General features: G+C 69.5%; 14 protein-coding genes. 4 read left to right on the top strand and 10 right to left on the bottom strand.

Annotation, left to right across the window (positions count from 1 at the left end; translation table 11 throughout):
- Nucleotides 1–25: 25 nt before the first annotated feature.
- From infB to rimP, 5 genes are all read right to left on the bottom strand, one after another.
- Nucleotides 26–2,974, bottom strand: a complete 2,949-nt coding sequence (gene infB / locus ACFV9G_RS13065) for a translation initiation factor IF-2 (protein WP_378727896.1) — start codon at nt 2,972–2,974, stop codon at nt 26–28.
- Nucleotides 2,975–3,068: 94 nt separating this feature from the next.
- Nucleotides 3,069–3,368, bottom strand: coding sequence for a YlxR family protein (locus tag ACFV9G_RS13060; RefSeq protein ID WP_378727899.1), 300 nt, complete (start codon nt 3,366–3,368; stop codon nt 3,069–3,071).
- A 142-nt stretch (nt 3,369–3,510) separates the two neighbouring features.
- Nucleotides 3,511–4,335, bottom strand: a complete 825-nt coding sequence (locus tag ACFV9G_RS13055) for an alpha/beta fold hydrolase (RefSeq protein ID WP_378727895.1) — start codon at nt 4,333–4,335, stop codon at nt 3,511–3,513.
- A 2-nt stretch (nt 4,336–4,337) separates the two neighbouring features.
- Nucleotides 4,338–5,315: a transcription termination factor NusA gene (nusA, locus tag ACFV9G_RS13050; RefSeq protein ID WP_378727894.1), complete on the bottom strand. Its 978-nt coding sequence runs from the start codon at nt 5,313–5,315 to the stop codon at nt 4,338–4,340.
- A gap of 3 nt (nt 5,316–5,318) precedes the next feature.
- A complete protein-coding gene (gene rimP, locus ACFV9G_RS13045; protein WP_378727893.1) occupies nt 5,319–5,801 on the bottom strand; it encodes a ribosome maturation factor RimP in 483 nt (160 codons plus the stop codon).
- A gap of 167 nt (nt 5,802–5,968) precedes the next feature.
- Here rimP and ACFV9G_RS13040 point away from each other — a divergent pair, with 167 nt between their 5' ends.
- Nucleotides 5,969–6,406: a hypothetical protein gene (locus tag ACFV9G_RS13040; RefSeq protein WP_378727892.1), complete on the top strand. Its 438-nt coding sequence runs from the start codon at nt 5,969–5,971 to the stop codon at nt 6,404–6,406.
- Nucleotides 6,403–6,834: a DUF4439 domain-containing protein gene (locus ACFV9G_RS13035; protein WP_378727891.1), complete on the top strand. Its 432-nt coding sequence runs from the start codon at nt 6,403–6,405 to the stop codon at nt 6,832–6,834. Before ACFV9G_RS13040 ends, ACFV9G_RS13035 begins: the two co-directional genes overlap by 4 nt.
- 235 nt (nt 6,835–7,069) lie before the next feature.
- Here ACFV9G_RS13035 and ACFV9G_RS13030 read toward each other — a convergent pair whose 3' ends face one another.
- From ACFV9G_RS13030 to ACFV9G_RS13015, 4 genes are read right to left on the bottom strand one after another with little or no spacing between them, the layout of a single operon-like run.
- Nucleotides 7,070–7,774 carry an HAD family hydrolase gene (locus ACFV9G_RS13030; protein WP_378727890.1) on the bottom strand — a complete coding sequence of 235 codons (705 nt, stop codon included), beginning with the start codon at nt 7,772–7,774 and terminating at the stop codon, nt 7,070–7,072.
- Between the two features lie 26 nt (nt 7,775–7,800).
- Nucleotides 7,801–9,312, bottom strand: a complete 1,512-nt coding sequence (locus tag ACFV9G_RS13025) for an acetyl-CoA hydrolase/transferase family protein (protein WP_378727889.1) — start codon at nt 9,310–9,312, stop codon at nt 7,801–7,803.
- Nucleotides 9,313–9,341: 29 nt separating this feature from the next.
- Nucleotides 9,342–9,836 (bottom strand): GNAT family N-acetyltransferase, encoded by a 495-nt coding sequence (locus tag ACFV9G_RS13020; RefSeq protein WP_378727888.1) that lies wholly within the window; start codon nt 9,834–9,836, stop codon nt 9,342–9,344.
- Nucleotides 9,837–9,855: 19 nt separating this feature from the next.
- A complete protein-coding gene (locus ACFV9G_RS13015) occupies nt 9,856–11,625 on the bottom strand; it encodes a proline--tRNA ligase (RefSeq protein WP_378727887.1) in 1,770 nt (589 codons plus the stop codon).
- Nucleotides 11,626–11,716: 91 nt separating this feature from the next.
- On the opposite strand from ACFV9G_RS13015, the gene ACFV9G_RS13010 reads away from it, so the two are divergent.
- The gene (locus ACFV9G_RS13010; RefSeq protein ID WP_378727886.1) at nt 11,717–12,703 is read left to right on the top strand and encodes a hypothetical protein; all 987 of its coding nucleotides are present in this window, start codon (nt 11,717–11,719) and stop codon (nt 12,701–12,703) included.
- Nucleotides 12,700–13,698: a hypothetical protein gene (locus ACFV9G_RS13005; protein WP_378727885.1), complete on the top strand. Its 999-nt coding sequence runs from the start codon at nt 12,700–12,702 to the stop codon at nt 13,696–13,698. The genes ACFV9G_RS13010 and ACFV9G_RS13005 overlap by 4 nt, the downstream gene beginning before the upstream one ends.
- A 3-nt stretch (nt 13,699–13,701) precedes the next feature.
- Here the strand turns inward: ACFV9G_RS13005 and ACFV9G_RS13000 are convergent, their stop codons facing one another.
- Entirely contained in the window at nt 13,702–14,547 is an 846-nt protein-coding gene (locus ACFV9G_RS13000; RefSeq protein WP_091049798.1) for a GNAT family N-acetyltransferase, read from the bottom strand.
- Nucleotides 14,548–14,550 lie beyond the last annotated feature (3 nt).

Genomic DNA, 14,550 nt, shown 5'->3' with positions numbered 1-14,550 from the left:
GGGCCAACGTCAGAGGCTTGGTTGATCAGCCTCGGGGAATCTCCACCATCTCGAAGGCTTCGACGAAGTCGCCTTCCTTGATGTCCTGGAAGTTCTTCAGGACCAGACCGCACTCGAAGCCCTCGCGGACCTCGGAGGCGTCGTCCTTCTCGCGGCGCAGCGAGGCGAGGTCGAGGTTGTCGGCCACCACGGCGCCGTCGCGCAGGACGCGAACCTTGGCGTTGCGGCGGATGAGGCCCTCGGTGACCATACAACCGGCGATGTTTCCGGCCTTCGACGAGCGGAAGATCGCACGGATCTCCGCCTTGCCGAGGACCTTCTCCTCGTACTCCGGCTTGAGCATGCCCTTGAGGGCCGCCTCGATCTCCTCGATCGCCTGGTAGATGACCGAGTAGTAGCGGATCTCGACACCCTCGCGATCGGCCAGCTCCGTCGCCTTGCCCTGCGGGCGGACGTTGAAGCCGATGATGATCGCGTCGGAGGCAGCAGCCAGGTCGACGTTGGTCTCGGTGATCGCACCGACACCGCGGTCGATGACCCGGATGGAGACCTCGTCGCCACCCACGTCGATCTTGGCCAGTGCGTCCTCGAGCGCCTCGACCGAACCGGACACGTCGCCCTTGAGGATGAGGTTGAGCTCCTGGCTCTCGCCCTTCTCCATGGAGGCCATGAAGTCCTCCAGCGTGCGGCGTACGCGGCGCTTGGCCTGCTGCGCGGCACGCTCGCGTGCCTCACGCTTCTCGGCGATCTGGCGAGCCATCCGGTCGTCCTCGACGACCAGGAAGCTCTGACCGGCACCCGGCACCGCCGAGAGACCCAGGACCATCGCCGGTCGCGACGGGGTCGCCTCGGTGATCTCGTGGCCGTACTCGTCGATCATCGCGCGGACACGGCCGTGGGCCGGACCGGCGACGATGGACTCACCCACGCGCAGCGTGCCGCGCTGGACCAGGATGGTCGCGACGGGGCCTCGACCGCGGTCGAGGTGTGCCTCGATCACGATGCCCTGCGCGTCCTGGCTGGCGTTGGCCTGCAGGTCGAGCGAGGCGTCGGCGGTCAGCACGACGGCCTCGAGGAGGCCTTCGATGTTGATCCGCGACTTCGCCGAGATCTCGACGAACATGGTGTCGCCGCCGTACTCCTCGGGGATGAGGCCGTACTCCGTCAGCTGACCACGGACCTTGGTCGGGTCCGCCTCCGGCTTGTCGATCTTGTTGATCGCGACCACGATCGGGACACCGGCCGCCTTGGCGTGGTTGAGCGCCTCGATGGTCTGCGGCATCACACCGTCGTCGGCTGCGACCACGAGGATCGCGAGGTCCGAGGACTGCGAACCACGGGCACGCATGGCGGTGAACGCCTCGTGACCCGGGGTGTCGATGAAGGTGATCTTGCGCTCGTTGCCGTCGACCTCGGTCGAGACCTGGTAGGCACCGATGTGCTGGGTGATGCCACCGGCCTCGCCCTCGATGACGTTGGCGTCACGGATGGCGTCGAGCAGCTTGGTCTTACCGTGGTCGACGTGACCCATGACGGTGACGACCGGCGGTCGGACCGTCCAGTCGGACTCGTCGCCCTCGTCGCCGAGCTCGATGTCGAAGGACTCCAGCAGCTCGCGGTCCTCGTCCTCGGGGGAGACGACCTGGACGATGTAGTTGAGCTCCTCACCGAGCAGCTCGAGGGTCTCGTCGTTGACGGACTCGGTCGCGGTGACCATCTCACCGAGGCCGAACAGCATCTGCACCAGCTGGGCGGGGTCGACGTTGATCTTCTCGGCGAAGTCGGTCAGCGAGGCGCCACGGGCGAGACGCACGGTCTCGCCGTTGCCCTTGCGGACCCGGATGCCACCGATGGTCGGGGCCTCCATGGCCTCGAACTCCTGGCGACGCGCCCGCTTCGACTTCCGGCCACGGCGCGAAGGACCACCCGGGCGACCGAAGGCACCCTGGGTCGTTCCGCGACCGCCGGGACGACCGGCACCGGGACGACCGCCACCGGGACCGCCGCCGAAGCCGCCGCCACCAGGACGACCGGCACCGGCGCCGCCACCGGGACGCCCACCGGCGCCCGGACGACCGCCGCCACCACCGGGACGACCCGGGGCACCGGCACGACCGCCGGGACCGCCACCAGGACGGGCACCGAACGCGGCCGGGGACTTCGGCATCATCGCCGGGTTGGGACGCGGCATGCCGGGACGGCCACCGGCCTGGCCACCCTCACGGGCAGCAGCAGGACGCGGCGGACGCTGGTCGCCGCCGGCCGGGGCACCGCCCTGGCCACCTTGACCCTGGCCTCCACCCTGGCCGCCGGGACGCGGACGCCCCATGCCCTGGTTGGAGGAGAACGGGTTGTTGCCCGGGCGCGGAGCGCCGGGCTTGCCGACCGGACGCGGGCCGGGACGACCGGCACCAGCGCCGCCGGCACCACCCGCGCCACCGCGAGCCGCGGGGGTCTGCGGACGAGCGCCGGGCTTCGGGGCCCCAGGCCTGGGCGCACCCGGCTTGGGCGCGGCCGAACGTCGGTCGCCGGTCGCCGGAGCGGCCGGGCTGGGCTTGGGAGCGGCCGGGGCCGATGCCGCAGGGGCGGCCGGCGCAGGCTCGGCCTTCTTGACCGGGGCCTTCGGGCCCGGCTTGGGCGCAGCCGGCTTGGTCGCCGCGGGCGCCTCGGCAGGCTTCTCGGGCGCCGTGTCCGCAGCCTTCTTGGGAGCTGCGGGCCTCGGCTCTGCCGACTTGGGGCCAGGCTTGGGGCCGGGCTTGGGGGCAGCAGTCTTCTCGTCCGCGGACGCGGAACCGCTCTTGCCGCCGCCCTTCAGGCCGGGGCCGATCTCCTTGCGGAAACGCATCTCCGCAGGCAGCTCGACGGTCGAGCTCGCCGACTTGACGAACTCCCCCATCTCCTTGAACTTCTCGAGAACAAACTTGCTCTCGACCCCGAACTCTTTGGCGAGCTCGTGGACTCGGGTCTTAGCCACAATTCTCCTTCTGGCCACAGACCCAAATCCTGGGTGAAACCTGTGACCGTTAGTGGTTGTAGAACACGCTCATCGCGAAGTACTCATCGAGTGCTCATGAGCTTTTGCTCCAGTTCCTGGTCGGTTGACCGTCGGCGACGGTCGTGGGTGTCTGGCGCGGGTCGAGGTATTCCTCCACCGGCGCGCTGGAAAGCCCACCCTCGGCCCGTAGGGCCCTGGTGAACGCCTTCCGGCGCACCGCGAGTTCGTAACACTCACGCGTGGGGTGCACATGCGCCCCTCGCCCAGGTGCGGTGGCAGTCGGATCGGGCACCACGGCCGGCTGGCCGTTGCGGTCCGAGCCGGCGGTCACCCGCAACAACTCGCGCTTGGCGGCCCGCTTCCGGCAACCCACGCACGTACGGACAGGTCCGTTCTGCGTAGTTTCTTCGAGGCGTGCCACCGATCCTTAACACTACCGCTTCCGGGGTTCGGTAGACGAAACCGGGGCACCGGTCGTTCTTATTCCGTGACCCGTCCTCAGCAGCTGGCGGCGATCACAGGACGGCGGCGATCTCCGGCCACGCCCGCAGGCCGAGCTCGCGGTCGGCCGCCTCCGAACCACCCCACGCGAGCCGCGGGCTGAGCGGGAGCACCGGCTCGCCGGGCAGCACGACCCGATGGCCGGCATCGGGATGAGTGACCACGATCGTCTCCAGGTCGTGGGCCGTACGCCGCCGCCGGACCGCCTCGGCGGAGAGGACCGAGGGCCACAGCGCGTCGTCGCCCCCGGCGACCAGGACGACGTCGCCGGCGATGCGCTCGACCGGGACGGTCGCGGCAGGCACCCGGTCGGCGTACTTCTCCAGGGCCGAGAGGTAGGCCTCGCAGAATGACGAGAGCTCTCCGTGCGCCTCCGTCACCGCGTCCTCGATCGCCTCGTCGTCGAACGGCACGAACGGCACCTGCTCACCGCGCAGCGTCCACGAGGACCGCTGTGGACGCTCCTCGCTCAGGCCCGCCCAGGAGACGTACGTCGGGGAGATCCCGACCACGGCGTCGATCTCTGGGTGCAGGGTTCCGAGCAGGAGCGCGGCCTGGGCACCCCAGGACGTACCGAGCACCACCAGCCGCTCGTAGCGGGAGTGGAGGTCGGCGAGGACGTCGTCGAACGTCTCCAGCGGGATCAGCCGGGCCTGGCCCGGCTGTCCGGGACCACCGAAGTAGCGGATCGACGCCGCAGCCACCCCGTGCGAGGCGAGCATCCGGCAGCGGTCGGTCTCGATCCGCCCCGAGGACCCCGAGAGCACGAGTACGCCGGTGCTGGCCCCGTCCGGCTCCAGCAGGACGCCCTCGGGGTCGGTCAGAGCGGTCTCACGCACGATCAGGCGACCGGGGTCTCCTCGTCGGAGCGGATGTCGATGCGCCAGCCGGTCAGGCGAGCGGCCAGGCGGGCGTTCTGCCCCTCCTTGCCGATGGCCAGGGAGAGCTGGTAGTCGGGCACCACGACACGGGCCGACTTGGTCGCCTCGTCGATGATCTGCACCGAGGAGACCCGGGCCGGCGAGAGCGCGGAGGCGACGAGCACCTTGGGGTCCTCGGACCAGTCGACGATGTCGATCTTCTCGCCCTGCAGCTCGGACATGACCTGGCGGACCCGCTGGCCCATCGGGCCGATGCAGGCGCCCTTGGCGTTGACGCCGGGGACGGTCGATGTGACCGCGATCTTGGTGCGGTGGCCGGCCTCGCGGGCGATCGCGGAGATCTCGACGGTGCCGTCGGCGATCTCGGGCACCTCGAAGGAGAAGAGCTTCTTGACCAGGTTGGGGTGCGAGCGCGAGAGCGTGATCTGCGGGCCACGCATGCCTTTGCGCACGCTGACCACGAGCGCCTTGATCCGGGTGCCGTGGCTGTAGTCCTCGCCCGGCACGCGCTCGGAGAGCGGGATGACGCCCTCGAGCCGGCCCAGGTCGACGAGCACGTCGTCGGGGTTGCGGCCCTGCTGGATGACGCCGGAGAGGATGTCGCCCTCCTTGCCGGAGAACTCACCGAACTTCACGTCGTCCTCGGCGTCGCGCAGCCGCTGCAGCACGATCTGCTTGGCGGTGGTGGCGGCGATCCGGCCGAAGCCCTCGGGTGTGTCGTCGTACTCCCCCACGACGTTGCCCTCGTCGTCGACCTCGGCCGCCAGCACGCGTACGTGCCCGGTCTTGCGGTCCAGGTCGACCCGCGCCTTCGTGTGGGCGCCCGCGGTCTTGTGGTAGGCGGTCAGCAGCCCCTGCTCGATCGCCTCGACGAGCACATCGAGCGAGATCTCCCGCTCCCGCTCCAGCATCCGCAGGATGCTCATATCGATGTCCATGGCCTACTCCCCCTCGTCGATCCGCTTGAACTCGATCTGCACAAGCGCCTTCTTCACGTCCGCGTACGCCACCTCGCGACGTTTGCCGCTGACCTCGAGGCTCGCCCGCTCGTCGTCGGACTCCTTGACCCGGCCGGTGAAGGCAGAGCCGTCGGTGATGGTGACCTTGACCAGGCGACCCTTGTTACGGCGCCAGTGGCGCGGCAGGGTCAGCGGCCGGTCGACACCGGGCGAGGTCACCTCGAGCGTGTAGGGCTGCTCGCCCATCACGTCGGACTCGTCGAGGACCCGGTTGACCTCACGGGTTGCCTCGGTGACCTCCTCATGGGTGATCCCGCCGTCCTTGTCGACGGCGATCCGCAGGATCCGGCGCTTGCCGGCCGGCGTGATCTCCACGGCCTCGATGTCGAAGCCCAGGGCCAGAAGCGGGTCTGCGAGGGCCTTTTCGATGGCACTCGCGATCGCGTCCTTCCGCTCAGCACTCAACGCGATCTCCCCCTGCATCCTGTTGTCTGTTCCTGTTGTATGCGCCTTCGAGCACGCGGTACTTCTGGTGACACCATACCTGTACGCCTCGGGTGTCTCGAACAGCGCGCGGCGGTGTTGGAAAGCCGCTGACGCGACTCCCGCCGGGTGTCGTTAGGGTTTCTCACGTGGCCAGCGCACGTACCCTCCGGATGCTCTCGCGGCGCACCACTGTGGGTGTCGCCGTGGTTGCCCCACTGGCCGCCTCGGCCTGTTCGGCCTCGGAGGTGCTGGATCCTGTCAAAGCACCTCCACCCAGCACTCCCCCGGCCCCCGCCAACCCCGACCAGAGTGTGATCGACGCCACGGTCGCGGAGATCCTCGGCGCCGACGAGGGCGCCCCGGCCGCGTTCGTGCAGCTCCATCGCGTGCACATCGAGGCACTGGCGCCGACCAAGGGCGTGACCGCGGCGTCGGCCACGGGAAGCTGGCAGAAGCGCCAGCTCGCCCTGGTCACCACGCTCACCGCCGCGGCCGGGCGCGCGGCGGACCCGCAGCTGATCACGCTGCTCGCCTCGGCCGCCGCCGGCCAGCAGCAGCTCCTGCACGGACGGGGGCTGGCATGACCACGGCCACCTCGGCCTCGACCGAAGCCGTCCAGGCGGCGCTCGCGGTCGAGCACTCCGCGATCTACGTCCTGGGCGCCCTGGGCGGGCGCACCTCGGCGACGTCCTCGCCGGCCCTGGCGCGGGCGCTCACCGATGCGTACGACGACCACGTGAACGCCCGAGAGGCGCTGGCCGCGCACGTGGTGGCCGCCGGGATCGAGCCGGTCGCGCCCTCCGCCGTCTACGACCTGCCCGGCCGGATCGGATCGGAGGCCGGCATCGGCGCCGCGGCCCTGCGGCTGGAGCAGGACACCACCGCGACCTATCTGTCGCTGGCCCCGAAGGCGACCGGGACCGACCGGACGCTGCTCATCGGTCTGCTCTGCCGGGCGGCCGCGCGGCAGCTCGACCTGGGCGCGAAGCCGCGAGCGTTCCCCGGGACCTGATCCGCACGAGCCGACGTGACCGGCGAAAACGAACGTGGCCCGCGAACCGTCCGGCGCGGGAGACTCCCGAGATGTCTCCCGAGACCGGGCGGCTCGCGGGCCAGGTTTTGGCCTGGACACGAGGCCTGAGAAGCCGCCTGGGGGCGGTACCTCTCTTGCAGAAGTATGCAATCCCCGCCGAGACTGGCCCAGACCCGTAAAATCGCATTGCAAGAACTTGCAACTTTTCCCGGCGTCATTCCCAGGAGCGAATGATCTGGTGTATGTCGCCCAGTCGCTGTGCGACGGCGTCCGGAGAGCCCTCGCTGTGGCCCAGCTGGCTGCTCGGGATGTTGCTGTGCGGGATGTGGATCGCCCGCAGACCAGCCTCCTGAGCACCGTACACATCGTCGTAGAGCCTGTCGCCCACGTAGACGCATCGAGACGGATCCGAGACCTTCACGGCCGCCATCGCCGCGTGGAACGCCTCCTCGGCGGGCTTCGTCCAGGGCACCTCGGAGGTGTAGACGTCGCCGTCGAGCAGGTCGAGCACCCCGTCGCGCTCGAAGAACCCGCGGTGCCACGCGCGCGGCCAGATCGTGTTGGACAGCACCCCAACACGTACGCCGTCGGCGCGGAGCGCCTCCCACAGCGGCCCGACCTCGGGGTCGGTCAGGGTGTGCGGCTCCCAGAACTCGTAGTAGGCGTCGAGCAGCTCCGGATCGTGCTCGAGCCCGGCCTCGTCGAAGAGGTCGCCGATCACCGAGCTCTGCTGGGAGTCGCGGCTGCGGGCCCAGATCGTCTCTCCGGCCTGGTGCAGCCTGGTCGCATTGACCGGGTGGTCGTCGTCGCAGGCACCACTCACCGCCTGGGCGAGCGCCAGCGACTCCGCGTGGAAGTCGATGTCGTGCCACTTCGTCAGCGTGCCGCCCCAGTCGAAGATCACCGCGTCGATCGCCATGTCCACGACCCTACCGACGCCCCGACTCACATACGCCCGGTCTCCACATAGGAGCGGTGCCAGGAGAGCGCCTCACCGAGCAGATGCGGTGTGTGCATCGCGCCCGGACGCTCCCGCTGTGCGCGCTCGAAGTAGTCGGCGAGCCGGTCGCGGTAGTCGGGGTGGGCACAGTTGTCGATGATCTTCCGTGCCCGCGCTCGCGGAGAGATACCGCGCAGGTCCGCCAGACCCTGTTCGGTGATCACGACCTGCACGTCGTGCTCGGTGTGGTCGACATGACTCACGAACGGCACGATCGAGGAGATCGCTCCGTTCTTGGCGGTCGAGGGAGACACGAAGAAGTTGAGGTAGGCGTTGCGGGCGAAGTCGCCCGAGCCGCCGATGCCGTTGACGATCGAGGAACCGGCGACGTGGGTGGAGTTCACGTTGCCGTAGATGTCGGCCTCGACCATCCCGTTGATCGCGATCAGTCCCAGCCGCCGGACCACCTCGGGATGGTTGGAGATCTCCTGCGGTCGCAGCAGGATCCGGCCCTTGTAGTGGTGGATGTCGTCGTTGAACCGCTGCGCGCCCTCCTCGGAGAGCCCGAAGGACGTCGACGAGACGCCGATCAGCTTGCCCGAGTCGAGCAGGTCGAGGAGGCCGTCCTGGATCGTCTCGGTGTAGGCGGTCAGGTGCTCGAACTCGGCGTCCTGGAGGCCGGCGAGGACCGCGTTGGCGACGTTGCCGACGCCGGCCTGGAGCGGGAGCAGACTCGGGTGCAGCCGGTCGTTGCGTACCTCGTGGCGGAGGAAGTCCACGAGGAGGTCCGCCATCGCCCGGCTGTCGTCGTCGATCGGGCGCAGGGGCGAGTTTCGGTCCGGCTGGTCGGTCTCGACGACGGCGACCACCTTCTCGGGATCGACCCGGAGGTACGGATCGCCGATCCGCTGCATCGGTGTGGTCAGCTGGATCGGCGCTCGCTGCGGCGGCAGCCGGGTGCCGTAGTAGATGTCGTGGAACCCCTCGAACCCGCGCGGCTGCCAGCTGTTGACCTCGAGGATCACCCGGTCGGCGTTGTCCAGCCAGGTCTTGTTGTTGCCGACGCTGCTGGTCGGGACGAGCAGGCCGTTGGGCAGGATCGCGGCCACCTCGACCACGGCGACGTCGAGGTCGCCGTAGAAGCCGAACCAGCTGTGCTGAGCGACGTGGGACAGATGTACGTCGACGTACTCGACCTCACCTGAGTTGATCTGCTGCCGCAGCAGCGGGTCGCCGTTGTAGGGCAGCCGCTTGGAGACGCCGTGGGCACCGGCCAGCACGCCATCGAGGTCGGGCGCCGTCGAGGCTCCCGTCCATGCCTGGACCCGGAACTCCTCGCCCCGCTCGTGCGCCGCTCGCATCCGCTCCGCCAGCGCTGCCGGCACCGCCTTCGGGTGGCCGGCCCCGGTGAACCCCGAGAAACCCACGGTCTCCCCCGGCGCGATCTGCTCGGCCGCCTCCGCGGCACTCACCACCCGCCGGCCGAGGCTGCGGTCGAGAATCCTGTCCCCCGTCATGGGGTCGATCTTGCCCTACCTCGACGCGGTCAACGCCCGATAACGCGCTCGAAGCAGACGCGGTCGTATCCCGGACCGTCATAGTCGGGCTGCGGCTCGGACACGGAGAACCCCATCGAGCGATGGAACCGGATCGACGTCGCGTTCTGCGGCCCGGTGATCGCCCGCACGACCTCGCCCCCACGCTCGCGCACCTGCCCGAAGAAGCGCTCGTAGAGCGCCCGTCCCACTCCGGTCCCCCGCAGCTCCGGATCGGTCCCGACGAAGTGGATGTACGCCGCCCGCGGGTCGTCCTGGGACATGAACCCGATCAGGAACCCCCGCAGCTCTCCGCTCTCGTCCTCGACGATCGTCGAGGTGTCGTTGAAATGCTGGAAGAACAGCCGGGTCAGCATCAGGGTGCGCATCATCGTCGCGTGCGGGTCGCCCCAGTCGTCCCACCACTCACCCAGTCGCGCCTGGACCCGCACGTGGTCGTCCTCCGTCGCGGGCCTGAAGGTGAGATCGGGGTGCTCGCTGCTCATGACACGTCGATGCTCCAGGTCAGCTGCGTACGACGCCGACCAGGTGGGCCACGGCGTCGGCGAGGGCGACCTCGGTCCTCTCGCCGCTGCGGCGGTCCTTGACCTCGACCTTGCCCTCGACCAGGCCCTTGCCGACGGTGACGATGGTCGGGACCCCGATCAGCTCGGCGTCCTTGAACTTCACACCCGGCGAGACCTTGGGGCGGTCGTCGTAGAGCACCTCGATGCCGGCGGCCTCGAGCTCACCGGCGAGCGTCGCGGCGGCCTCGAAGACGGCGGCGTCCTTTCCGGTCGCGACCAGGTGGATGTCGTACGGAGCGACGTTGCGGGGCCAGGCGAGGCCGATGTCGTCGAGGGTGCCCTCTGCGACGGCGGCCACGGCGCGGGTGACGCCGATGCCGTAAGAGCCCATGGTGACGGTGACGAGCTTGCCGTTCTCGTCGAGCACCTGCAGCCCGAGAGCGTCGGCGTACTTGCGGCCGAGCTGGAAGACGTGGCCCATCTCGATGCCGCGGGCAAGCGTCAGCGGGCCCGAGCCGTCGGGAGCCGGGTCGCCCTCACGGACCTCGGCGGCCTCGATGGTGCCGTCGGGGGTGAAGTCGCGGCCGGCGACCAGGTCGATGACGTGCTTGCCCTCGACGTTGGCGCCGGTGACCCAGCGGGTGCCGGTGACCACGCGCGGGTCGACCAGGTAGCGGATCTTCGAGACCGACTCCTCACCCAGGGCCTCGGGACCGATGTAGCCCTTGACCAGCTCGGGGTGCTTCTTCAGCTCGACGTCGTCCATGGGCTCGACCTCGATCGGCTCCAGCTGGCCCTCGAGGCGCTTGATGTCGACGTCGCGGTCACCGGGCAGGCCGATGGCGAGCGGCTCGACGGTGCCGTCGGGGTGACGCAGCGTCACCAGCACGTTCTTGAGCGTGTCGCCGGCCTCCCAGGCACGGTCCTCGCGCGGGAACGCCTCGTTGAGGTGGTCGACCAGCGTCTGGATCGTCGGCGTGGCCGGGGTGTCCTCGGCGTGGGCCGCCGGAACGTCCTCGTAGGAGAGCACCTCGGGGGCCAGCGTCGTGACCGCCTCGACGTTCGCGGCGTAGCCGCCGGGCGAGCGTACGAAGGTGTCCTCACCGGCCTCGGAGACGGCCAAGAACTCCTCGGAGGCCGAGCCGCCCATCGCGCCGGAGGTGGCCTTGACGATGACGTACTCGAACCCGAGGCGGTCGAAGACCTTGACGTACGCCGCGCGGTGGGCGTCGTAGGCCGCCGACAGTCCCTCGTCGGTGTAGTCGAAGGAGTAGGAGTCCTTCATGATGAACTCGCGCCCGCGCAGCAGCCCCGCGCGGGGACGCGCCTCGTCGCGGTACTTCGTCTGGATCTGGTAGATCGCCAGCGGCAGGTCCTTGTAGGAGCCGTAGAGGTCCTTGACCAGGAGCGTGAACATCTCCTCGTGCGTGGGCCCGAGCAGGTAGTCGGCGTCCTTGCGGTCCTTGAGCCGGAAGATGCCGTCGCCGTACTCCGTCCAGCGGCCGGTCGCCTCGTAGGGCTCGCGCGGCAGCAGCGCCGGAAAGTGCACCTCCTGGGCGCCGATCGCGGCCATCTCCTCGCGGATGATCTGCTCGACCTTGCCCAGCACGCGCAGCCCCAGCGGCAGCCAGGAGTAGATCCCCGGAGCGGCGCGGCGGATGTAGCCGGCGCGGACGAGCAGCTTGTGGCTCGCGACCTCGGCATCGGCGGGGTCCTCACGCAGAGTCCGCACGAAGAGCTGTGACATACGGGCTGTAGTTCCGGGCATGCGGGCAAGCGTACGGCTCGCGGGACCGCTCCCGCGAACCGGTTGGAATTGGCGTTGCAACCCCGGCAGCACCCCGCGCATCTTTACTTTCATGAGAGGTATCCGAATCCCGGCACTGGCCACGGCCATCCTTGCTGCTCTCATGCTGTCGGTGACGCTCCTGTCGCCGGCTTCTGCCGCTCCGTCCGTCAGCGTCCGACCGCTCCCGCTGCCCATGGGAGAGCCGCCCACGGTCCCCTACATCGCGGGCTCCGTGGGTGACTACGACGTCGTCGACGGCGACACCAGGATCTCGATCCCGATGTCCGCATCGGGGCACGCCAATCTTCTCGGCGCCTCCGGCAACGGCTATCTGGTGCGCGTCTTCCCTGAGCACCGCATCGTGCGCGTGGAACCGGGGAAGGCGCCGAAGGAGCTCATCGACCTGGGCCTGTCCGAAGACGCGAGGCTCTCCTCCAACGGCCGCTACCTGCTGGTGCTGACCTACCCGAATGACAACGCCGTGGCACGGGTCCTGGACGCCACGACGGGGCGTCAGGTGAGCGCTCACGGGTTCCGGGTCCGCTCTCGGGTGATTCCCCTCGACGTACGCGGGACCACGGTCCTGGTCGGCGCCCACTCACCCGCCCGAACCCTCACCTGGAACTGGAGCACCGGATCCATCGTCACGATCGCGAACCGGACGGCGTACGTCGCTTCCTACGCCACCGACCGGCTGGCGACCTACGACAACTTCTCGGGACAGCCGGAGTGCTCGTACGTCTCGAAGATCTCCACGCCCGGCGCCACGACCTGGCGCACGTGCTCCGAGAAGGTCGTCTCCTTCTCCCCCGACGGCGCCCGGATCGCCACCGCGCAGAACGACGGCGGCGCCGAGCACGTCATGCGCCGCAGCTTCAACGGCACCCTGCTGACCCGCTACACCAACATGAACGGAGTCTGGGTAGGACCTTGGGAGACCAGCTCCCGGATCCTGCTGCAGTCCTATCCCAACGACCGTACGACCTCCTGGCTGGTCCGCTGCGAGGCCTCGGTCTGCGAGCGCGCCGCCAAGGGACACATCGAGGACCTCCGATGAAGACGACACTCATCCGCGTGCTGGCAGGGACCGCCTTGGCCGCCACCACACTCACGCTGCTCACGTCGCCGGCATCCGCCGCTCCGACCGTCGACGTACGTCCCCTGCCCCTGCCCGTCGGCGAGAGGCCGACCGTTCCCTACCTGCACCGGCCCGCGGACACGTCGGTGTCGGTGGTCGACCCAGCGACCGGCATGAAGACGCCGGTCGAGCTGGTCGGCGACGACCTCGACCGGTTCGAGCTGCTCGGCCGTTCCGGGAAGGGGTTCGTGCTGCGGGTCACCAACCGCAACATCGACGACATCGTCCGGGTGCAGCTCGATGTCCCGCAGAAGACCCTGAAGTCCATGTACTACGCGGACAGGGCCAGGCTGTCGGCCGACGGCCGCTACCTGCTCAACACCGCCACGTTGACCAGCGGCGGGATCCAGGCCCAGGTACGCAGCGCCAGCACCGGCGCCGTCGTCGCCCGGCACACCTTCAAGGCGTCCACCAGGCCCGATCCCATCGACGTGAACGGCACCCGGGTGCTCCTCGGCGGCTTCGGTGCTCCGCGCACGATGATCTGGGACTGGCAGTCCGGCACGATCAAGACGATCGCCTCCCGGGCAGCGTACGCGGGCAGCTTCGCATCCAACCGTCTGGCGACGTACACGAAGGACCCCTCGAACCTCGACGCCTGCTCGGTGGTCTCCACCGTCTCCGCCCCCGGCACCACGCTGTGGCGGGGCTGCCTCGAGGCGGTGGCGTCGTTCTCGCCTGACGGGGCCCGGTTCGCGACCAACGCGATCGAGCACGAGAACCATGCGGACGTGGTCCGCCGCCGCAGCCTCCGGGGCACGCTGCTGACCACCTACCGCAACCCGGACGGGGTGCGGATGTACGCCTGGGAGACCAACACCCGCGTCCTGATGAGCTCTGCCGCCACCCGTGAGTCCTGGCTGGTGCGCTGCGAGGTCGCGGACTGCGAGCGAGCCTGGAGGTCCTACAGCTGAAACTCAGAACATGATGGTGGAGAAGCGGGCCGTCTCGAGGAAGCCGGCCCGCTCGTAGGCACGACGCGCGGGGGCGTTCCACTCGTTGACGTAGAGAGAGACGCGTGGGGCGATCTCGCTGCGGACGATGTCGCAGACCGCGGCCATCCCGCGGGCAGCGAGGCCCTCGCCGCGGCGGTGCTCGGGCACCCAGACCCCCTGGATCTGGGCGGCCTCGGGGGTCGCGCAGGCGACCTCGGCCTTGAAGACGACCTCGCCGTCCTCGATCCGGGCAAAAGACCACCCGCGCGAGATCAGCTGGAGCACCCGGGCACGGTAGAGGTCGCGGCCGCCGCCGGTCTCCGGCGAGATCCCGACCTCTTCGGTGTACATCGCCACGCACGCCGGATAGAGGGCGTCCATGTCGGCGCGGACGGTGCGGCGCACGAACGGGTCCGGATCGACCATGCTCTGCAGCTGCTGCTCGAGATGTGGCTGCTCCCAGCGCTGGTCGCGCGGTGTGCCCCAGGACTCGCCGATCGATCCCCACAGCGCCCGCACCGCGGGCTGGCGCCCGACGATCGTCGAGACGGTGCGGATGCGGCTGCGGGCCCGCTCCCCGAAGGCGTACGCATCCTCCTCGGTGGCCTGGATCGGGACCAGGTTGGCGCCGACGTGACAGGCCGCGACCAGGTCGCCGCCGTCCCAGCGACCCCAGATCTCACCGCCGAGCCAGCGCGGCTCGAGGTTGGTCGTCCGCGCCCGGTATTCCGCGAACACGTTCACCACCGGATCCTGTGCGGTCAGGTCGAGGAACGCGCTGAGATCACCCGCATGCAGCGGGCGGATCCCCTGGCGCGTCGTCAACATGTC

The sequence above is a fragment of the Nocardioides sp. NPDC059952 genome, from assembly GCF_042730435.1.
In the GTDB taxonomy this organism is placed as follows: domain Bacteria; phylum Actinomycetota; class Actinomycetes; order Propionibacteriales; family Nocardioidaceae; genus Nocardioides.
The sequence above is the reverse complement of the archived record's forward strand: the minus strand, read 5'-3'. Positions and strand labels throughout refer to the sequence as shown.